Origin of the sequence: Brachybacterium sp. AOP24-D1-21 (assembly GCF_052378665.1) — a bacterium.
GTDB lineage: Bacteria > Actinomycetota > Actinomycetes > Actinomycetales > Dermabacteraceae > Brachybacterium.
In genome coordinates this window covers 835,625-855,968 of the sequence record NZ_JBQSXX010000001.1, presented here as the reverse complement: position 1 = coordinate 855,968, position 20,344 = coordinate 835,625, and the positions used below count along the sequence as shown (strand labels likewise).

General features: G+C 65.2%; 15 protein-coding genes. 6 read left to right on the top strand and 9 right to left on the bottom strand.

Annotated elements, in window-relative coordinates:
• On the top strand, positions 1-966 hold the full coding sequence (locus tag ACT3UF_RS03870) for a hypothetical protein (RefSeq protein WP_444608053.1): 966 nt from the start codon (positions 1-3) through the stop codon (positions 964-966).
• A 167-nt stretch (positions 967-1,133) separates the two neighbouring features.
• Here ACT3UF_RS03870 and ACT3UF_RS03865 read toward each other — a convergent pair whose 3' ends face one another.
• The 5 genes from ACT3UF_RS03865 to ACT3UF_RS03845 form a co-directional block, all read right to left on the bottom strand.
• A complete protein-coding gene (locus ACT3UF_RS03865) occupies positions 1,134-2,318 on the bottom strand; it encodes a hypothetical protein (protein ID WP_444608052.1) in 1,185 nt (394 codons plus the stop codon).
• Positions 2,311-2,928 (bottom strand): hypothetical protein, encoded by a 618-nt coding sequence (locus tag ACT3UF_RS03860; protein ID WP_444608051.1) that lies wholly within the window; start codon positions 2,926-2,928, stop codon positions 2,311-2,313. Before ACT3UF_RS03860 ends, ACT3UF_RS03865 begins: the two co-directional genes overlap by 8 nt.
• Positions 2,925-4,946 (bottom strand): glycosyltransferase family 2 protein, encoded by a 2,022-nt coding sequence (locus ACT3UF_RS03855; RefSeq protein ID WP_444608050.1) that lies wholly within the window; start codon positions 4,944-4,946, stop codon positions 2,925-2,927. The genes ACT3UF_RS03860 and ACT3UF_RS03855 overlap by 4 nt, the downstream gene beginning before the upstream one ends.
• The gene (locus ACT3UF_RS03850; RefSeq protein ID WP_444608049.1) at positions 4,943-5,362 is read right to left on the bottom strand and encodes a hypothetical protein; all 420 of its coding nucleotides are present in this window, start codon (positions 5,360-5,362) and stop codon (positions 4,943-4,945) included. Before ACT3UF_RS03850 ends, ACT3UF_RS03855 begins: the two co-directional genes overlap by 4 nt.
• Positions 5,363-5,639: 277 nt before the next feature.
• Positions 5,640-6,416: a DUF6270 domain-containing protein gene (locus tag ACT3UF_RS03845; protein WP_444608048.1), complete on the bottom strand. Its 777-nt coding sequence runs from the start codon at positions 6,414-6,416 to the stop codon at positions 5,640-5,642.
• A gap of 128 nt (positions 6,417-6,544) precedes the next feature.
• Between ACT3UF_RS03845 and ACT3UF_RS03840 the strand changes: the two genes are divergently transcribed.
• The 3 genes from ACT3UF_RS03840 to ACT3UF_RS03830 are packed head-to-tail and all read left to right on the top strand — an operon-like array spanning position 6,545 to position 13,304.
• Positions 6,545-11,158: a glycosyltransferase gene (locus ACT3UF_RS03840; RefSeq protein WP_444608047.1), complete on the top strand. Its 4,614-nt coding sequence runs from the start codon at positions 6,545-6,547 to the stop codon at positions 11,156-11,158.
• Entirely contained in the window at positions 11,155-12,090 is a 936-nt protein-coding gene (locus tag ACT3UF_RS03835) for a hypothetical protein (protein ID WP_444608046.1), read from the top strand. Before ACT3UF_RS03840 ends, ACT3UF_RS03835 begins: the two co-directional genes overlap by 4 nt.
• Positions 12,087-13,304, top strand: a complete 1,218-nt coding sequence (locus ACT3UF_RS03830) for a hypothetical protein (protein ID WP_444608045.1) — start codon at positions 12,087-12,089, stop codon at positions 13,302-13,304. Before ACT3UF_RS03835 ends, ACT3UF_RS03830 begins: the two co-directional genes overlap by 4 nt.
• A gap of 21 nt (positions 13,305-13,325) precedes the next feature.
• Here ACT3UF_RS03830 and ACT3UF_RS03825 read toward each other — a convergent pair whose 3' ends face one another.
• The 4 genes from ACT3UF_RS03825 to wecC form a co-directional block, all read right to left on the bottom strand.
• Positions 13,326-14,129 carry a polysaccharide pyruvyl transferase family protein gene (locus ACT3UF_RS03825; protein ID WP_444608044.1) on the bottom strand — a complete coding sequence of 268 codons (804 nt, stop codon included), beginning with the start codon at positions 14,127-14,129 and terminating at the stop codon, positions 13,326-13,328.
• Positions 14,130-14,216: 87 nt separating this feature from the next.
• The gene (locus tag ACT3UF_RS03820; protein ID WP_444608043.1) at positions 14,217-15,233 is read right to left on the bottom strand and encodes a hypothetical protein; all 1,017 of its coding nucleotides are present in this window, start codon (positions 15,231-15,233) and stop codon (positions 14,217-14,219) included.
• Positions 15,233-16,171, bottom strand: a complete 939-nt coding sequence (locus tag ACT3UF_RS03815; protein WP_444608042.1) for a hypothetical protein — start codon at positions 16,169-16,171, stop codon at positions 15,233-15,235. The genes ACT3UF_RS03820 and ACT3UF_RS03815 overlap by 1 nt, the downstream gene beginning before the upstream one ends.
• Positions 16,172-16,281: 110 nt before the next feature.
• Positions 16,282-17,535 carry a UDP-N-acetyl-D-mannosamine dehydrogenase gene (gene wecC, locus ACT3UF_RS03810; protein WP_444608041.1) on the bottom strand — a complete coding sequence of 418 codons (1,254 nt, stop codon included), beginning with the start codon at positions 17,533-17,535 and terminating at the stop codon, positions 16,282-16,284.
• Positions 17,536-18,030: 495 nt separating this feature from the next.
• On the opposite strand from wecC, the gene ACT3UF_RS03805 reads away from it, so the two are divergent.
• Both ACT3UF_RS03805 and ACT3UF_RS03800 read left to right on the top strand, forming a co-directional pair.
• On the top strand, positions 18,031-18,885 hold the full coding sequence (locus tag ACT3UF_RS03805) for a hypothetical protein (RefSeq protein ID WP_444608040.1): 855 nt from the start codon (positions 18,031-18,033) through the stop codon (positions 18,883-18,885).
• Positions 18,886-18,945: 60 nt separating this feature from the next.
• Positions 18,946-20,340, top strand: a complete 1,395-nt coding sequence (locus tag ACT3UF_RS03800) for a hypothetical protein (protein ID WP_444608039.1) — start codon at positions 18,946-18,948, stop codon at positions 20,338-20,340.
• Positions 20,341-20,344: the final 4 nt, after the last annotated feature.

Here is a 20,344-nt window from a genome sequence, read left to right as displayed (position 1 = left end):
ATGGCCGATTCTGATCGGGACATCGCGCTCGTGCGGTCACGGGTGATCGACGGTCGCGCATTGGAGCTGAGCGCCCAGCTGGGCGAGGTTGTTGGGCACTCCAATGTCTACGTGGTTCTCGACGATATGGCAGGTGAGGGTAGTGACCGCTCGCACCCCATCAAGGATGCGCCATTCCAAATACTTCCCATCACGCGAGCGACACTTGAAACCATGGACCTCAATTACGAGGGTCCTCGCACTGGCTGGAAGTGTGGCGATTATGTACTATATCGGGCCTTGAGTGAGGAGTGGAGAAACGCTTGGGTGGTAGAGACGGATGTGCACCTTTTGAACGGTGCGCAATCACTCCTGTCTGATCCACGGTTTGATGAAGATGTAGATCTCGCATGTCTTAATTATCGCGAAGCTGACGCTAAATGGTACTGGGCAGATTCATTTTGGCAGTGGGTCCCTGGGCAAAAGGTCGCTTCCATGGCGTTTCCGATCTTCCGGGTATCGCGCTCGCTCGCCAACGCGGCTCTCGCACTTCGTAAAGAAATTTATTCGCGAGGTGACCTGCATAAACTGGAGCGTCCGAACGACGAGTCGATTTTGGCTTCGGCGGCCCGTAATGGAGATTTTGCTGTGGTGGACCTTCGCGAAGGGAGAAAGTCGTGGTTCGACTACTTCAGTACTGTCCTGAAGTATCATCCGCCGAGTATCGCCGCGAAGCGCTTCGACCCACTGGTTGTTCATTCGGGCGTTGAGGCTCCGGAAGTTGTTGCTGTTGTACGTAGCGAGGTGCGAAAGGTGTTAGATGGAGACAGGACGGCGTCGTCGAGGCTCTATGCTGTAGCGTCGAACCTTTCCCCGGATCTGCTGAGATTAGTATTTACTACCGCGGTGGAAGAGGCGTGCGAGCTTTCGCGAAAGAGGCGGGGCTTGCCACTTGAAGGAGTTCCTGGTGAAGGGCATCTCCGGTGATGCGGGAGGATTACTTCTGCTCTCGCCGAATGTTTAGGCTCGCCGGCGGACCGGAAGTTCCTGGTTACTGAGTTGGGTCACACGGTACATCTGGCCTCATTCCGTAAAATAAAGCAATGGAGATCGGGCGGTCGACGAGGGGTCTATTTCTGAATGCCTGCTCGGAGTCAGTTAAGAGAAGTTATCGCTCGGGTTAGCATTTTTTCGATGCCGTCAACGTCTCCTACGTGGGATCGCCATCGATTTGGCTTCTGATCCAACGGGCTGCCCGGTTGTGTGATCGCCATGGTTCCAGCCGGGCTCCCTGCGTAGTCCGAGTACTTGGACGGGAGGAATGGCGAAGGAACCCCGAAAGGCGACGTCGCGATGTCGTTGACGAGCAATGCATCGTAGCCTCCGGCCGCCTGGAGGAATCGTCGGAAAGGCAGTGGAGCTTGCTTGCGCACATTGTCCGCTATTCCCAGGTGAGCGGCAACTTCGAGCAGGCGGCCAGCATCGGCGGTGTATACGTCCAGGGTGAGACGCTCCCTCAGATGCGCAGGCAGGAGACTGATCGCTTCTAGGAACTCGCCACCGCCGCGATTGGGGTAGAAGGTGCCGAAGTACCCGATCGAGAAGCAACCTGAGCTCGTGGGTAGCGCCGGGCTGCGTTCCTCTGCATAGTGCGAAGGAGGGAGCGTGGGATGGGGAGAAATCGTCGCCCGACGCTCGACGTCGTCTCGCATCCACTCCGGGGCGTCGGCGAGCATAACCTGCAGCTGCTGATCGTTCGTGAAAACCAACTCATCCGCGAGCAGGAACGGGACAAACTGCGCCCACGCGAGCACGGTGGCGTGCTCGCGAAGGAAATCTTGCGCGCGTGCCCCAACTGCGCGTAGGAGACGAAGATTTGCCCCAGAGAGGGATATTTGGCCCGAGGGGCGAGGCGTCCCATCGACGTGCCAAAGAATGGGGTCCGAGAACTCCGCGATCCACCGGTGGGCATTTCCTTCTGAGCGGAGTCGGGCCGCGAGGAAGTGCGAGTGCGGCCACATCGAGCGCGAGTAGACCTCACTGTAGGGCAGCCCGCGTCGCTGACGCACGGCCCTGAGTCCCCGTTCGACGAAGGGAATCAAACTCCGTTCATCGGCAAAGAGGACCGGCACTTTCACGGTGTGGTGCTCGACCAGCCAGGGAGCGACGAGATCCATGAGGGATTCGTCCCGTGAGCGGACGGCGCTTAGGTCTGCGGCGATGACGTCGACCGGGACGTCTGCTTCCACTATCCGCTTGGCGACCGTGACGGCACTCCCGTCGGTGAATGGCGGGAAGTTGAACGCGACGATGAGACGATCGGCGGTCTTCTCAAGCATCGCGGAGTCCCAGAGCGACGCATTCGAGGAGCCGTTGTGCACGGCCGAAGGCCTCGGGTGCTGCAGCTGCGAACTCCGGATCGATCAGCTCGTTGACCGACAATGACTCGGCCACTAGGACTGCGACTCCGAGCCGGATCTCGAAGGCTGCTGACTCGGATGGCGCATTCGACATCAGCACTCCGGCGTTTGTCGCTACCCGGGTCGTGGTCCCGGTCTCTCCGCTGCCGTGGAGGGAGTCCATGAGGGCGAGGAAATGAGCGCCTTCGCCATTTCCATCGCCGCTGAGGTGGAATCGCCGTGTTCCGCGAGGGAGGGGCAGGCCTCCTGCGCGAACCGGAGTGGGGGCGACCCAAATAGCCTTCTGTTGGAACCACTCAACGATTCGCTGCTCTGTGAGGGCGGAGAAGGGCCGGATCAGGTCGCAGCGACCCGCGACCCATGGGGAGAATACGAGAGCCGCGGCGATGGCCGTACGGTCGACGTTCGCCTCCCCGAGCGGCCAGCAGACGCGCAGTCGGTCGATAGGCGGAGCCGCGTCGAAATCTATGCGGGACGCTATGACCTCGGCCCAGCCCTGCGGGGTAGGTGCAGTGTAGATGAGCTTCATCGGGATACCTCGGTTCCCTGGACTCGAGCAGAAAGCTCGATGACTTCGATTGCGGTGGGCGTGGGCAGCGATGCCGCGAGAGCTAGCGCCTCGGCGACGTTCCCGTTCCGGAACCGGGCCAACATCCACGAGGTCTCGGCTCCATCCGCTTCCGCCACGCGGTCAAGGACGACGGTCACCGACGGTGCTTTGGAGAGCGCCTCGGAGAGCGCGTCGTCGAAGCCCTGGTCTTCTGAGATGGCGAGCCAGGTGGCAGGTTTCTCGGGGGTCCCGTAGACCGATTCGGCTGAATGCACTAGCGAAGCGGCACTCGCTGTCCCGGGGAGCTCGTAGTCCGCGTCCGTGGCGTATCGCCAGTGAACGGCCGCGCCGGAGCCGGCGAGCCGCCGTGTCGCCTCGACGACGAAAGCAGGGTCATCGCCGGTCCAGCGCACATCACGTTCGAGGATCGTCCCCTCCCGTGTGCGAACGGTTCGACGAATCCAACCGCGATCGTCTGCGAAGAGGTCGTGGTATGGGGCGAGATCGATCGCAGACGGGGCCACGATCTCCAAAGTGAGCGCGCGCCCGTACAGCAGGGCGTTCGCCAGGACGCCGAGTGCTGTAACGGTGGTTGCCGGTAGGTCGGGTGGGGTGAGTCCGCAGCGGGCCAGTGCCGAGTCGAGCGCAAGGGCATCGGCGGCGCGCTCTGCAGCCACCGGCTCGTCGTCCGCGAGATCAATGATCGTTACATGGCGAGAGGCGGCAGCCACAACCCATCCGGCCCCGCTGGCGGCCACAGCTCGCACGGCATCGCCCCATCGCTGCGCAGACGCACAGAGCGAAGCAGGTAGGAGTGCGCTGCGCAACAGTGTGGTGCGCGGATCTCCAGTGCTCGTCTGAACCACGCTCAGCGGTGCCAGCGCCGTGCCGTTCTCGTCTCGGAGCAACTGAGCCGTGCAGTCACTGATCAGCCCGGTACCAGGGGTCCAGAGGTCCAGAAGGATTTCGAGTCGGTCCTCTGCCCAGACCTCCCCGGCCCGAGCGGAGGTCACGAACGTACCTCGCACACTCACCTCGTCCGTGGATGAGTGCAAAACGCGGGGGTCGTCTACCAGCTCGGCTTCGCCGACAACCAGAACTTCGAGATCGTGCACCGACTGCCCGAGGATGCTCGTGATGGTCGTCTCGAGGGACTCGGCCCCGGTGAACCGCGCGTCGACGAGGACGGAGACCAGCGGCACCATGTCGGACGGGAGATAGCGTGGCCGGACCCGGTTGCGTGCGAAGGTGGCGTCGGTCGAATGGATTCGGCGGTTCGCCGCGATGGCCGCAGTTGCGGCGATTGACCGAGTGGCACTCGCTCCACTCGACGGGTGCCAGATGTGATACATCCCGACACCAGGTTCGTCAAGCCAGTCAATTCGGGAACCCGCGGCCTGGGCCCGTTTGCCGAAGTCGACATCCTCGCCGCCGTAAGTGTGCATCCGCTCGTCCCAGCCGCGCAGACGCTCCCAGATCTCGCGGTGGACCGCCACGAGACCACCCATTCCCCAACGGGGACGTATCTGGCCGATCGAGGCGAATCGGTCCCAGTCGAATCCCTCGCGCCGCACGACTTCGTGGGAGTAGCCGACGGGAAGGTCGCGGCACTGGAGGATGACTATCTCGTGCGGATGACGCTGGATCTGCTCGACCGCTCGGCTCAGGGCCCGGGGGGTGAACAACATGTCGGCATCGGTGGCGAGCACAATCTCACCCCCAGAAGCTCGCACCCCGGCGTTGAGTGCACGGGAGCGTGACCACTCGCCGTCCGTCTCGACGATGACGTGACGAGCGCCTACCCGCTGGGCAGACTCCGCGATCGATGCCGTGTCTTCGCTCCCATAATCAGAGATGACTACTTCGTGATCGATCTCCGACAGCGAGTCGTGGATGGAGCGCACTGAAAGTTCGAGCCGCTCGAGGCCCCAATCCTTGAATCCGATGATGACGGAGACGAGAGGGACGGATGCTTCGTTGTATACCTGCGCGTTCATGCGTCGTCTCCTTCCTGAGGATGGACCAACTGCCAGTTCCGGGCCGTGGTCGCGGCGGGCGGGACAGCGGAGACCCCGAGAGCAATGATCTCGGGGATGTCGTCGCCGCCGGAGGGCCAGGCCACCGCTTCGATCTGGAACACCTGGGCAATCGCGGTTCCTGTCCACGGTTGCAGGCGAGCTGCAGAGAACGGCTCGGTCTCACGCGTGTATTGGCAATGGGTGCCGAGTAGATCGGAATGGAACCAGGCACCCTCTCGGGGGAGTACTCGATCTCCGGCCGCGTCGAAAGCGGTGACGGCGACCGCGAAGGCGCGGTCCGTCAGCGACTTGCGATTCGTGACGAGCATGCATTCGAAGGCCTCGACTGGCTCCTCTGGCTGCCAAGTGAAGGCGATGCGGTCCCCGGGCTTCATGCGGTCGTCCTCCTGAATGTCGGCGCGGCACGGATTCGTAGTGTCGGCCAGGGTGGCTAGGTGCCCGCTGTGAGCATCGCACATGAGTTAGCGCGAGGCACATCCCAGCGGGACACTCGATTCTCGTTCGTTAAGTTTGCGGGAGAGTTGCCAGGAAGGTTCTCGTAACCAATCCGGGATGTGCGCTCGGTCTCACCGGCCAGCGACTCGAGGCACGCATTGTCGCGGCCGCAACAAGGTGACATCCACTGAGCGAACGGCACGGTGCCGAGACCGATCACCGCGGGGAAGAATCATCGAGATTCACGCTGGATCTGATTGTCTCCGAGAAGTACTCATACGCGGCGTCCTGGTAGTGGAACGGGCTCGGCCCCCATTTATGGGCTTCAGAGGTGAGCGCCAGCTCTGCCGGGAGCGCGCAGATTCTGAGGCCCAACGACGACAGTTCCTCGAAATATGGGCCGTAGGCAGGATTCGCCTCGGTGGGCTGCATCATCCATGTCGGAACCGCGAGCGTCTCGCCTGTGTCGAATCTAGACGCCCAGTCGGCGCGGAGCACCACAGCCCGATCGACGAGGTCCTTGTCCCGCAATGCACTCATCAGCCGCTTTGCCCCATCGCGCCAGAGGGAGAAGTGCTCGGCGGTCCCAAAGGGAATCAGTCGGGCGTTCTTCGATGCGTCACGCCCGCCAGCGCCCCAGAACTCGCTGAGCTTGGTGGCGTAGGTGCCGTTCCCGAAATCGACCACGCCGCTGCGTTCGTCCACGAGGTCGATGAGTACCAGGTCGATCTCGGCGCCGACTGTGTCGATCCGGCGGTAGAGGTCGCCGGCGAGGTCTCCTCGCACCATCCGCTGCTGGAAGGCGGAGCTGAGCGGCGTGAGCTTCGAGCGGATCACACTGGCATCATTTCCGGCACTGATCAGCGACTGCCGAGCCACATAGGTGGTGAGCTGGAAACGCTCGGGCAGGAACCCGAAGGTGTCGCGACTCACGCAACTTCCCCAGATGAATGTGCGCACGACGTCTTCGTCCTGCGTGGTGTCGATCGGCATGGTCCAAATCTCCTCGTGGCCTGTCTGACCGGAAGGGTCATCGTACGTCTCCCTTGGCTAGGATCAATGCCCAGGGGAGGCTGCCGACTGCCGTCGGCGCCGGGACGCACCATCGAGGAGCCCATCGGATGCATCAGGACGAAAGACGATCTGCGGAGCACCTGACTGAACAGCGTGCTGCGCAACTCGTCGCGGATCCGCAAGCAGTGCTGCGAGGGTTCGAGGGCCTGCAGGGGCGGCATCGTCGTGACAAGCAGAAGATTGCAAACCTCGAAGCGGCGCTCAAGGCGGCGACTGCGAAAGAGAGCGCCTCAGCCAAGGCGGCCAAGGACGGTGTGGCCGCAAAGAGAGCCGCTGAGACGAACCGTGCGGAGCTGACTCGGAAGCTCGGCACCGCCCACGCGGCGCTCGATGCGTACCGGGCGGAGAATGCCCGCCTGAAAGAGGATCTTCAACGGGTGCGCGGATCTCGGTCGATGGCGATCGGGCGCATTGTGCTCGCTCCGGCGGGTTGGGCGAAAAGGGCCCTCCGCGGCGGGCGCACCATTGAGGGGAGCCTTGTCGAGGGTTCGAGTTCGCGGGGAGCTATCGAATCGCCGTCGACGGGCGCGCTGCCTGCTGAGGACAGCCGGACCCCTTCCGCCGAGCCGGCGAAGGGCCCGGAGTCCGCAGCGGCCGCGAAGCCGGGGAAGCCCGCGGCTGCAGCGCGGACCTCGGCGATCGGTGCCATCCCGATCGCGGAACGCACCCTGGAGGCCCTGCTGTCGGAATTCGACGAGAATCCCACCCCCAAGGCGCTGTACCGAGTGATCAACCGTCAGTGGTTCACTCTGGGACAGATCACCGAGCCGGCACTGCTCGCTCTCGAGCATCCGGAGCTCGTGGACGAGATGAGCGCGAATGAGCAGAAAGTGGTCCGGCTGATCCTCGGACATCACCGCTTCGCACCGGATGCGCTGCCCATCCCGGAACGGGCCCGTGGCATCGCGTATCTGCCCGAGCCCGGCCGCGTCCTGTATTGCGTGCACTCCACCCCCGTATACAACTCCAATGGCTACTCCACGCGCACACGAGGCGTCGCCGCCGGGCTTCGAGACAGCGGGCGGGATGTCACGGTCGTGGCGCGCGCCGGCTACCCCTGGGACTCCCGGACCGACACGGCCATGCCCGCTGAGGAGCGCACCGTGGGGGAGGTCGACGGCGTCGAGTACGTCCACATCCCTGGTGCGGATCTCAACACCACCGCGATCGACCGCTATGTGCTCGACGCCGCGGACGCCTTCGTGCGCGAGGCCCGCCTGCAGCGTCCCTCGGTGATCCACTCCGCCTCGAACTTCAGGACGGCACTGCCTGCTCTGATCGCCGCACGACGCCTCGGAGTGCCCTTCGTGTACGAGGTGCGCGGGCTGTGGGAGATCACCGAGGCCGCCGAGAAGCCCGGTTGGGAGGACACCGATCGTTACCGTGACACAGCCGGCCTGGAGACCCGTGTGGCCCAGGAGGCTGACGCCGTCCTGGTGATCACCACGCAGATCGCCGACGAGCTCGAGCGGCGCGGCGTGGACCGCGCCAAGATGGTGCTCGCCACCAACGCTGTGGACCCGCACCAGTTCGTGCCCCTCCCGCGAGACGAGGCCTTTGCCACCTCCAAGAAGATCCGCACCGACGTGCCTGTGATCGGATTCGCCGGCAGCATCGTCGGCTACGAGGGCCTGGACACTCTTCAGCACGCCTCGGCGATCCTCACTGACCGCGGCGTGGATCACCAGGTGGTGATCGCCGGGTCTGGTGCCGCTGCCGAGGGCCTCAAGGCGCAGCGCAATACGTACAAGCTGAAGAAGATCCTGTTCCTGGGCCGGATGCCGCTGAAGGACATGCCGCGACTGCTCAGCACTTTCGACATCGCTGCCCTTCCGCGCGTCTCCTCGGCCGTCACCGAGATGGTCTCCCCGCTCAAGCCGCTCGAGGCCTTCGCGAGCGCCAAGGCGGTGGTCCTCTCCGACGTCGCACCGCACCGGGACCTCGCCGGGCCCGATGAACAACGGGGACTGCTCTTCCCCGCGGGAGACGCCGTTGCTCTCGCTGATCAGCTCGAACGCCTCATCAGGAACTCGGACCTGCGGGCTGATCTGGGTCGCACCGCCCGCCTCTGGACGCTCGACGAGCGCACCTGGGAACGACTCGGCCAAGCGATGTCAGGTGCCTACGACGTCGCAGCGCGCGAGCACGACGCCGCGCTCCCCGAAGGCAGGGAGCTGTCCTCCCTGCGCGCGGGGCTCGTCGCCGATGAGTTCACGACCGCCACCCTCGCGGCCTCCATGACCGTGATCCCGCTGGACCGTGAGCGCTGGCGCGAGCAGATCGACCCCACAGAGCTCGACTTCGTGTTCATCGAATCCGCCTGGGCCGGCAACGGGGGCCAGTGGACCCGCGGGGTGGGCCATTACGGCGAGGAGGAGAACGCGGACCTCTACGGTCTGCTCGAACTCTGTGGAGAACTGAGTATCCCCACCGTGTTCTGGAACAAGGAGGACCCGGTCCACTTCGACCGCTTCCGTCTCACCGCCGCTCGATGCGACCACGTCTTCACCACAGATGGCAACAAGATCATCGACTACCTCGAGACTCCCGGGGCGATCACCCGCACCGCCTCGTCGCTGCCGTTCTACGCCCAGCCCGTCATCCACAACCCCCTTCCGGCCCGGACTGCGTACGAGTCCACCGCGGCCTACGCCGGCACGTACTACGGCAAGCGGTACGCCGCCCGCTCCCGCCAGCTCGAGCGTCTGCTGACTGAGGCCTCTGCGTATGGTCTGACCATCTTCGACCGCCAGCTGGCGTTCCCCGATTCGCCCTACAAGTTCCCTGCCGAGCTTCAACCCTACGTACGCGGTGTGCTGCCCTACGAGCAGGTGATCGACTCCTATAAGTCGCATCTCGCTCAGATCAACGTCAACTCGGTGATCGACTCGCCCAGCATGTTCTCGCGACGCGTGGTGGAGGTCGCGGCCTGCGGCGGCGTGGTGCTCTCCGGCCCCGGCCGAGGGGTCACCGAGACCTTCGGCGGTGTGATCCCGGCCAGCAATGACTACACCGTGTGGCGGGCCCTGCTCCATGACTGGAGCACGCACCCCGAAGAGCGGGTGCGAGAAGCCTGGCTCCAGATGCGTGCCGTCTACCGCTCGCACACGGTCGACACTGCCCTCACCCTGCTCGCCCGCACCGTCGGCATCCCGGTCTCGGCACCGGCCCGCGCGACGTACGGTCTGGTGCTGGACGGAACTGAAGCCGAGCTGGTGACCTCCGTGGCCGAGCAGTCCGTGCTCCCGCTCGAGGTTTTCACGACCGACGGCTTCACCGCCGCCAGCCGTGTGCTCAGCCCGCTCGGGGTGCGAGTACGTGGCGTCGGAGCTCTCGACACCGCGGCCGCAGACTGGCTCGGCCGGATCTCCGAACCGGTAGAGCGCACCCATTTCGAGGATCTCCTGCTCGCGACCCGCTTCGGGGACTGGAACCGCATCTCCTCCACGATCGCGGGATCCGAGAGTGAGGGCCTTCCGCTCGCGAGGGACGTCGACTCCATCGACGGGAGTTCCGGCCTCGTGCACCGCGACCTGGTCCGCTTCAGCAACTCCCTGGACCGTGCACTCGTCACGCGCCCCGTCCGCGGGATCGAGCTCCTGCTGCCTCCGCCGCGCATGTCGCTGACCCCTTCCCGCCAGAAGGCGGGCGCGGTGCTGCCGTGGACCCGGCGCAAAGCCCGGGTCATCGTCGCCGGGCATGACCTCAAGTTCGCCGCCGGACTGATCGAGGCGCTCCGCGAGGCAGGGCACACGGTCGAGCTGGACCAATGGATCTCCCATTCCCAGCACGACGAGGAACGCTCCCGTCAGCTCTTGGAGAACGCCGACGTCATCCTGTGCGAATGGGGCATGCGCAACGCCGAGTGGTATTCGAAGGTCGCAGCCCCGCACCAGCGGATCGTGGTGCGTGTGCACTCCCAGGAGCTGCGACGCCCCTATCTCAGCCGCATCAAGCACGCCAACGTCGATGCCTTCGTCTTCGTCGGTGAACTGATCCGGCGCGCCGCGATCGAGAGTCACAAGGTGCCAGCGGAGAAGGCCATCGTGATTCCCAACCCCGTCGACATCGAGGCGCTGGATCTGCCCAAAGTCGACGGCGCGGAGCACACCCTCGGCATGGTCGGGATCGTCGCCCAGCCCAAGCGTCTCGACCGAGCGCTCGACCTCCTCGAGCTCCTGCTCCACGCAGACTCCCGCTACCGTTTGCGCATCAAAGGCAAACAGCCGGCTGACTACCCGTGGATGCTCAATCGGCCGGAAGAGATGGGGTTCTACGACGCCCAGTACGCGCGGATCGACGCGATCAACGCGACGCATCCAGGTGCGGTCGAGTTCGACGGTTACGGACCCGACATGGAGGAGTGGTACCGCACGATCGGTATTGCCATCTCTGTGAGCGATTTCGAGTCCTTCCACCTCACGATCCCGGACGGTGCCGCGTCTGGTGCGCTGCCGGTGACTGTCGACTGGCCAGGAGCAGACCTCATCTATCCGCGCGAATGGATCGGTGCCACCGTCGAGGAGATGGCCCAACGGATCCTCACCACGATCCCTGACAAGCCCTCCCTTGCCCGCACTGTCCAGGAGGACTTCGGCGCCGACGACGTGCTGGCGGACCTCGTCGCGACGGTCGTTCCCACCACGGAGGTGACCCGATGACCGCACGTATTGTCTGGGACTCACGCCACGACGCCCCGATCGTCCGCTGGGCAGACCTCGCCCTGTTCTCGCCCCGCCCCGAGAAGACGCACTACGTCATCGCCCCCGCACCGCACAGGGGGGAGACACTACCGCTCGAGGTGCTGTTCCAGCCCGGCGAGGGAGACACCCTGCTCGTGGTGCTGCACGGAGCGATCGACAGGGAGAAGTACACACCGCCCCGCTTTGAATGGTTCGGCACCCTCAAGGGTCGCCGTGAACACGTCCTCTACGTCGCGGACCCCACCCTGAGCTTGGCCTCGGACCTTCAGATCGGGTGGTACGTCGGCAATGAGGGCGTCGACGTCCTCGACCGCGTCGCGCGGCTGGCTGCTCGCACCCGAGACGCCCTCGGGGCTCAGAAAGTGCTGTTCATGGGCGGCTCCGCCGGAGGATACGCCTCGCTCATGGTCTCCGCCCGTACCCCGGGATCCCGCACCCTCGCCTTTAACCCGCAGATCACCATCGCGGATTACCACGCGAGGTTCGCTCGTCGACTGCGCGAAGTCGCCTTCCCTGAACACGCAGATCTGGCCGAGGCACGACGGGCCCATCCGAGGCGGCTGTCCGTGCTCGACGCCTACCCGGCCACGGCGACCATGACCAACCGGGCCCTGATCGTGCAGAACTTCGGCGATGAGTTCCATCGCGAGAACCATCTTGGGAAGCTCGCCGCCCAGCTGGGGATGCCGCTCGAGCGCGCGCTCAGTACCGACGGTCGCATGGAGTTCGACGTACGCTCCCTCTCCGAGGGGCACGACATGCCCTACCGCCATATCCTGCTGCAGTACCTCGACCTGGTGCTCGGGCGCTGGGACGAGGACCGCCTGATCCGCGACGATGACGAGTTCGAGGTCACCGCACCGACCGATGAAGGAGAGGCCGACCGATGACCGCTGAGGGACAGATGAGCACCGAGGAATCGACGACCGCTGAGGGAGCGCGAACCCTGGTCCTGCTCGAGACCATCTTCTGCGACTACGAGTCCGATCCCGAGATCCTCGGCAACTACTTCTCGCGCTTCGAACTCACGGTCACCTCGCTCTCCCGCCAGGAGGTGCCCGAGGGCGTCACCTTCCGCACGACGATCTACCTCTCCACCGACAAGGGGGAGTGGGGAGATCGGGTGCGTGCCCTGGTCGCCCGTGCGCAGGAAGCGGCGAGCCCCAGAGTCGAGATCCGCATCCACGACTACACGCATCCTGAGATCGGCTACCCCGAGGGTGACCCGACAAGGGTCGACTGGGCGAAGAATCCTAGCAAGCATTCTCCCTATCGGGAGCAGCTCTTCGAGGCTGCGCATAACGATGTGGACCGTAATTCCCTCGACCGTCTGCTCCGCGTCACCATCGACGATGACGACATCTGGCTTCCCTGGCACGTGAAGAACCTCGTCGAGGTCGCTGCCCGGGCACGCGAGGACGAACGCGTGAGCTGGGACGGGGTACTCGCCATCGGGCTGCTCGATGTGAACCTCGGATACACCGGTGAGGGCGGGGTCGCCCTCGAGACCCTTGCCCTCGAGCGCACCCTCACCGGCGACAAGTACTACGTCATCGACAAACCTGCGGAGCTCGAGACGCTCTGGCCGTACTCACCCTGGTCGATCCCCGAGGTGATGGACCTCAACCAGAAGCGACGTCTCGAGCAGCGTGGCATCGGGTTGTACGCGGTACGCAACTACGTGCCGAGCTTCGTGTACATGCGGTGGGGCCAGAACCTCTCGATACAGCGCAAGGACGGCCTGATCATCCGTACGCTGGGCCGCACTCCAGTGGCCTCGCCCGCGGCCCTCCTCGACCTCACCCCTGACGAGGTGCCCCACGTGGACGCCCCATTGTGGTTCGGGATCCTGCGCGGGAGGCTGTCGGTCGAAGCCCGCCGCAACGGGACCACCGTCGACGTGTTCACCAGCTTCGATGACATCGCCTTGCCCGACAGCGAGGTCTGCTACTACCTGATGCAGGGCGCCGAAAAGGTGGGGATGCTCCCGTACTCCCGGAAGGGTCGGGTCATGTTCCGCAACGTGCCGCCCGGTGTGAAGGTGCGGGCCTACCACAAGCGTGGTGGCAAGGTCGTCGAGCGGATCGACAGCCGCCTGGTCTGAGCGAGGTGAGCGGGCGCTTCGTCAGGCGCCCGCGCCGAGAGCCGGGATGATCAGCTGGAGCTGACGGTCCATCAGCCGCACGACCTGATCCATCGTGGGCTGCGGAAAGCGGCGCACCTGCTCGAGGATCGATTCCGGCGAGCCCTCGAGCGGCAGGCGGCGCACATCGAGCCCGAACGCCGAGTAGTGGTCGCGGAACTTGAAGTCTCCGCCGAACACCTTGTCGGTGAGGGTGAACGGTGCCACCGGCACGCCGTAGGCGTGCGCGAAGATGCATCCGTGCAGGCTGGTGGAGGCGACGGCGTCATAGTTGGCGAGCTGCGAGACGAACTCGTCCTTCGCCGCGTAGTTGTCGACGATGTTCTCCACCTGCTCCGGGTAGCGGCGGGCGAACTCCTCGCGGTCCACGTCATGGATGATGAAGCCGAGCGGCTTGCGCTCCGCCCGGGGAGGCATCGGGGAGATTCGGGGCAGCAGCAGACCCGGATCGCCGATCACCTCGGGCACGAGCTTCGCGTCTCGCTCGATGACCGACTGGGTGAGGAAGCCGCGCACACCCTCGAGGCGCACGTGCGGTGCGTACTTGCGCGTGTTGCCGTTGATGAGCCCCCCGCCGACGACCCGGACCGGGGAGTCGACGAGAGCCGCGATCACGGAACCCACCAGAGCCACCGTCTCGCCGTCGAGCGCATCGCGATGCTTCATCCCCTTGCGCTGGTACGCGTCGGGTCCGATCAACCAGTCGGCGATGTGAAACCCCATCATGTCGCCGAGATTCCCGCGGTCGCCATCGACCATCGTCTTGTGGGCATAGACAGAGCGCATGAGAGGGATATTCCTTTGATCGGGCCGGGGCGTTCCCGGGCTCGCAACGTTTCAGATGCTATCGGTTCAGGGGAGAGCTGCGGACAGTCAGTTCGAGCAGTCCCTCGTAAGGTGCGACGGCCGCAGCGAAGGGTCGTCCGGGTACTCCGACGTACCGTCGAGTTCGAGCACCTCGGAGAGCACATCGAACCTCGTCGTGGTGAATCGCGTGAGCAGACTTATCAGGCGCTCTCTCGATAGAGGGGTATGGCCTGGGGCGAAATCTGCCACCCACACCACGTGATCCGGATCCCTCCACAGAATGCCCGGCGAGTGGGTCGCGTAGTTCTGAGAATGGAGATATGGGATGCAGTGATCACGAAGATGATTATCGGAGGCATTCTGCAGGTAGATCAGTCGCCCAGGGCCTTGGGAGGGAAGATCCTCGAGCACCGTGTAGCGCCGTCCGAAGTAGCGCAGTGCCGAGCGGGCCACGTCACGGTAGTCGTCCCCGCGCAATGATGCGACGGGGACCGGGTAGGCACGGGTGAGGTAGGCAGTGACGAAGTTGCGGGAGTATTCGACGATGTCAGTCTGGGGATTCCAGGCGAACACGGAAGGACCGCCCGGAAGCAGGTGCGCGATGTTCAACGCCGCGAACCCGCCTGCGGAGCCTCCGACCAGCCACAGCTGCTTCCCCAGCCGGCGAGAGAGCGGACTCAGCAGCTTGGCCAGCCCCCGCGCCGTGTCGTGGATCGAGTTGCCGACGTACCAGGAGATCGCCATGGAGTCGGAGAGCTCGAGACTGGCATCGGAGATCGCCACGTAAGGATGGCCGATCACCGCGGCGAGGCCTGATCCCGAGAAGAAGGGCGGAACCTTCTTCTTCCGTTCTGTGACGGCGCCGGAGAAGATCACGGTGACGGGTCCGGTCGTCGCCGCGAACGGGTCGCCACCGATCATCAGCTCGAGCTGACGTGTGGGACCTCCGCCGATCACGTGGATCCCGTCGTCGTGGGACCCGGCCGCGAGGAAATCGCGGACGTTCGCCCAGCGAGTCTCGGGGTGACGGAACTGCGGGGGCTGAACCTCCTTGGCCCGGGGGAGGGGCTCGAATCGAGGCATCAGAGCACTCCGCTCTCGGCGCGGGCGACGTCGGTGCCGCCGACGCGGACGAATCCTCGCACGGTGACACCGTGAGGAATCCCCTCGAAGGACGCAGCTGTCTCCGAGGCGTGCCAGCGCAGCGCGATGCGAGACCTGGACTTCACGACGTAGTAGCAGATGGTGACGTTCGACCTCCCGAAGGATGAGAGATCGCAGTCGACCGTGATCGTCTCGCCGTGTCGCGCGACGGTCAGCTCCACCTCCACGCGGTCCACAGCGAAAGTCCGCGCTCCGGTCTCCGGCTCGACAGCGGTGCGGAGAGCGACCCCACCGGCAGTGGCAGCAGCGAGGACGTGATCGGTCCGATCACGGATCGTCGTGTGGGGCCACGCATCCACGGCAGTGAAAGCCTCTGGCGCGTCCAGCACGGTCACAGGCTGCGGGAGCAGCTCCGTCGCAAGCTCCAGCGGCTTCTCACCGCCGCCGTTCTTATCGTGACGCGCAGCGCGAGCGATGAGGCACACATCGGCCACAGTATCGGGCGTCAGCGCGTCCTCGCAGTCGAGGCGAAGGCGGATCACGCGCCGGTAGGGGAGCGGATCGAGGTCCGCCAGGGCGGGAACGAGCGCTCCTCGTCTGTTCGGCTCCTCGTCCTCGACGACCAGCAGCCGAGCCGATGCCGGGACCGTACGACGGGGGCCAATGGCGAGATGGTCCAGCGCTGCGGAATCCCCGGGAACGGCATGCACGACGACCAGCAGCTCGGTGCGTTCCGGGAGCTGCTGGTCGAGCAGCGAATCGACGGTGCCCTCCAATCGCAGGCGCTCCGGGTCGGACGATGCCTGCGGCACGTGGTCCGAGAGCACGAGCTGGGCGACGACCAGGACGTCGGTCGGAATGACCAGAGCGGCGCGAGGCGACGGAACGACCGCGCCCTGCTCAGCCAGCTGCGGCACGGAGCACCTCCGGGGATCGATGAACGGCACGGTCACCACTCGCTCTCGCACGGAGCGTGGGGCGCGGTGTCCGAGGGTACCGGGTGCGTGAGCGGCTCAGAGAGTAGAGCTCAGCGCCACAGACCCTTGGTATCGATCACGAGCTTCTCCTGCAGCAGCGCACGGTCGATCTCCTTGAAGGGATCGTGGTCGACCATGAGGAGCACGATGTCCGCACGCTCGAGAGCGGAGTCGAGCTCGGCGAGCTCGACGTTCTGGCGCTCTGCCAGCTCCTTCGGCAGCTCGTCGACGTTCGGCTCGACGACCAGCACGGTGCCATCGGTGAGCCGCTCGGCGAGAGCGCCCGCGATGTTCCGGCTGGGGGACTCACGCAGATCGTCGATGTTCGCCTTGAAGGCGATGCCGAGGGCTGCGACCGTCGGGTTCTTGAAGCGGTCGGCCTTCTCCAGCACCTTCTCCAGGACGATCTCGGGCTTGGAGTCGTTGACCTCGCGGGCCGTGCGGATCAGGTTGGAGAACTGGCGATCGGCAGAGACGATGAACCACGGGTCCACGGCGATGCAGTGTCCACCCACGCCCGGCCCGGGCTGGAGGATGTTCACTCGCGGGTGGTGGTTGGCGAGCTCGATCAGTTCCCACACATCGATGCCCTGGCGGTCGGCGATGATCGACAGCTCGTTCGCGAAGGCGATGTTCACGTCGCGGAAGGCGTTCTCGGTCAGCTTCGCCATCTCGGCGGTCTTCGCATCGGTGAGCAGCAGCTCGCCGTGGCAGAAGCTCGCGTAGAGGTCGCGATTCAGCTCGGCGGCTTCGCGGGTCATGCCGCCGATGATGCGGTCGTTCTCCACCATCTCGATCATGATGCGGCCCGGGAGCACACGCTCAGGAGCGTGAGAGAAGTACAGGGAGTTCGGGAGGTTGGGCTCCTCGGTGAACTCGGGGCGCGCGTCGAGGATGACCTTCGCCATGTGCTCCGTCGCGCCGGGAGGGGCCGTGGACTCCAGAACGATCAGCTCGCCACCGGAGAGCTCGGGGGCGATCCCGCGAGCGGCGGCCTCGATGTACGAGAGGTCCGCGTCATGGTCGCCCTTGAACGGGGTGGGCACGGAGACGATGTAGGCATCAGCTTTCGGCGTCTCCAGCTGTGCGGAGAGCTTGCCCTGCGCGACGACTCCCGCCACGACGGTCTCGAGCCCTTCTTCGACGAAGGGGACGGTGCCCGCGTTGATGGCATCGACGTTGGCCTGCTTCACGTCAACCCCGATGACGGTCTTGCCTGCCTGCGCGAGGACTGCGGCTGTCGGCAGGCCGATGTAGCCGAGGCCGATGACGCTGACGGTGTCGAGGGGGACGTTCGGACTCATCGGAATCTCCTGCGGTGTGGGGGACTGAGCGGGGTGGGATGCACTTCTCTTCAGTGCACACTAACGCGGTGAGCATGCTGGGAGACGAGTTCCTCAACACTTGTCATCAAGACAACATCGAGACGTCACCTCTCGGGGCGTTTTCTGTGAGCCGGATCCCAGTAATCCTTCAACGCGCCCTCGGGCTCTTGTGTCACACGCGCCGCTCAGCGGATCCGACTACGCTCACAGTGCTCCCAGTCCTGGCCGCGAAGGATGCGAATGCCCGAACGACCACGTCCGCAGATGCCTCGGAGGAGGATCCTCCTCGCCGGCGCGGTGACGCTGGCACTTGCGCTCATCCTCGTGATCGCGCTGGTCGGGCCGTTCAGGGACTCGTGGGGTCCCGGAAGTCCTGAGGAGACTCCGACGGCAACGGGACCGTCGGACCCGGCGAGGACCACAGCAGGACCGAACGCACCCCCGCAGGTGTTCCGGGAGGAGGCCTCGCTGACCGTGCCCGAGAACGTGCTCGCCGCCGCGGGTGCGTTCACCCTTCAGCAGGGCGAGGCCGTGGTCGTCGCAGTCGACGTGGCGACGGAAAAGCCCGCCGACAGTGACGGGGTGAACATCTTCCTCGGAATCCGACTCACCTGCACCGACCCCTCGGGTGCCACGGTGGGGACCGCGGGAGGCACCGAGAACCTTCTTACCGGAGTGCCCGTAGTCCTTGGGAACCAGGTGCTGCTGCGTGCAGCTGCGGACGGAATCTTCCACTGCGAGGTGTTCCTCAACGCACCGAATGATGAGGGCGCATCCGCTGGCACCACATTCACTCTCGACACCTCATGGGCGGTCACGCCGGTTGACGGACTCGCGGTGCAGACGCCTGCCGTGGAGCGGCTGCCGATGACGATTCCCGCGGGCGAGCGGAGGATGACCTTCGCCGAGGTGGTGCCGCTCAGCGAGCTCGCCGAAGGCAGTCTTCAGATGCATGCGAGCTTGAACCTCACCACGTGCACCGGGGTCGGGGGATCGAGGGAGGACGGCCGTACGTGGTGCGCTCAGGACGACATCGACACCTCCGGCAGCACGTACGAGATCGAGACTCGGCTGGACCTGGTCGGAGACGACGGCGCAGTCTGCGGGGCGATCGACGCCAGCCGACAGAGCCTGCACCTGGAGCACTACCGACACCATCAGCTCCTGCACGTCGACAGATACGTCGAGATCCCTGCCGAAGCCTGCGGTGATCGAGTCCGGGTATCTGTGCTGCTCGACAACACCGGTCCGGCATCCCTGGTCGTGCACCGCGAGAACTCGTCGATGATCACGACCGAGACACAGGTGCCGAGGCCTGGCCAGGCATAGGATCGCAGCGGACATCCAGCCAGGAGACCGCCTGGGTATCAGACTGCGGGAAGGTGACCGATGCTCGACAGCATCCTTTATCGACGGGGATTCCTCGTCACCCCGGCGGGAAGCCGAGGCGCGGAGCCGGACTTCCTGAGCTCCTGGACGCTCCACGAGCTCGGTGCCTGGTGGATCCACGTGCATCCCGAGACGCCGGTCGCGATCCACCCGCTCCGCGGCACCGAGAGCGCTGTGGCAGTGCTCGGGGACATCTTCGTCGCGCATGGAAGTGGGACGGTCGAAGAGGCCGCCATGCGGTACGCGAGCCACGACCACGCCGTGCTGGATGACCTCAGCGGTCGCTTCGCACTTCTCGCCGTGGACGGTGCTGCGCTGCGGCTGGTGCAGGACCCGATGGGAGCGCAGACGGTCTTCTCCTCCGATCGGCACCATGCCGCGGCCTCGCACGCATCCTTGCTCGCGGAGCACCTGGGACTCTCCCGCTCGCGCTCGATGAATGCGCTGATGCAGATGCCCGAGCAGAAAGTGAAGACCACCCGATTCCTGCCCGGCGACCGCTCGCTGTACGACGGCGTGCGCCTGCTGCCGCCGAACGTCGAGCTCGACCTCCAGTCCGGGACGACCTCGCGCTATTGGCCGCATTCCCCACTCCCTCAGACCGGTCGGGACGACGTGCTCGCAGTCTGGGATGAGTACTTCGAGAACTATGCGCGCCACCTCTCCGGGCACGACGGAGTCGTCCTCGGTCTGACGGGCGGCGTCGACTCCCGTGGGATGATCGCCGCGCTGCGCAGCAAGGGACTCCCGATGAGGTATGAGTCCTGGGCAGCGATGAAAGAGGAGGAGAGCTCCCGGGTCCCTGCCATGGTGGAGCACCTGGGAGGACCGCACCGATGGATCGACATCCGCGAGCGGATCAACACCCCGGAAGGGGAGGCGCTCGCGGAGGCCGGGCGACGCGCCGCAGGGTACACACGTGGCCTGCCGACGATGCCGGCTCTCGCCGCACAGGATGCCGCTCCCCGGGACGTCTTCGTCTATGGCCACGGTGGAGGCGTGACCGCAGGTCCCTACAGTCGACGCGCCAAGGCATTCCTCCCTGAGGCGCCCCTCGATCGCGCGTACTACCTCAATGCAGGGCCGCAGCGGAAGAGCGCCTCCCTGGAGTACAAGAAGGCCAACCGTCTTGCCTTCGGAGAGTTCCTCGAGCGTGCGCACTACGACGGGGACCTCCACGGTGTCGACCCGGGGCTGCTCCTGTACTGGGAGCACCGGATGGCGAACTGGGCGGCGCTCCAGATCGCCGTCCATGCCATCGGGATGAACGCGCACGCCGGGATCAACAGTCGCCGCCTCTATTCCGCGTTCTGGGGCTTGCCGGAGTCTCCGCACGAGAAGAAGCTGCATGCCGAACTGATCGCCATCTACGATCCGGTGCTCGCCGGCCTCTGACGTC

Bases quoted from the DNA above. Each gene is read 5' to 3' on its own strand.
- ACT3UF_RS03870 (WP_444608053.1), top strand. From the start codon at position 1: ATGGCCGATTCTGATCGGGACATCGCGCTCGTGCGGTCACGGGTGATC.
- ACT3UF_RS03865 (WP_444608052.1), bottom strand. From the start codon at position 2,318: ATGCTTGAGAAGACCGCCGATCGTCTCATCGTCGCGTTCAACTTCCCG.
- ACT3UF_RS03860 (WP_444608051.1), bottom strand. From the start codon at position 2,928: ATGAAGCTCATCTACACTGCACCTACCCCGCAGGGCTGGGCCGAGGTC.
- ACT3UF_RS03855 (WP_444608050.1), bottom strand. From the start codon at position 4,946: ATGAACGCGCAGGTATACAACGAAGCATCCGTCCCTCTCGTCTCCGTC.
- ACT3UF_RS03850 (WP_444608049.1), bottom strand. From the start codon at position 5,362: ATGAAGCCCGGGGACCGCATCGCCTTCACTTGGCAGCCAGAGGAGCCA.
- ACT3UF_RS03845 (WP_444608048.1), bottom strand. From the start codon at position 6,416: ATGCCGATCGACACCACGCAGGACGAAGACGTCGTGCGCACATTCATC.
- ACT3UF_RS03840 (WP_444608047.1), top strand. From the start codon at position 6,545: ATGCATCAGGACGAAAGACGATCTGCGGAGCACCTGACTGAACAGCGT.
- ACT3UF_RS03835 (WP_444608046.1), top strand. From the start codon at position 11,155: ATGACCGCACGTATTGTCTGGGACTCACGCCACGACGCCCCGATCGTC.
- ACT3UF_RS03830 (WP_444608045.1), top strand. From the start codon at position 12,087: ATGACCGCTGAGGGACAGATGAGCACCGAGGAATCGACGACCGCTGAG.
- ACT3UF_RS03825 (WP_444608044.1), bottom strand. From the start codon at position 14,129: ATGCGCTCTGTCTATGCCCACAAGACGATGGTCGATGGCGACCGCGGG.
- ACT3UF_RS03820 (WP_444608043.1), bottom strand. From the start codon at position 15,233: ATGCCTCGATTCGAGCCCCTCCCCCGGGCCAAGGAGGTTCAGCCCCCG.
- wecC (WP_444608041.1), bottom strand. From the start codon at position 17,535: ATGAGTCCGAACGTCCCCCTCGACACCGTCAGCGTCATCGGCCTCGGC.
- ACT3UF_RS03800 (WP_444608039.1), top strand. From the start codon at position 18,946: ATGCTCGACAGCATCCTTTATCGACGGGGATTCCTCGTCACCCCGGCG.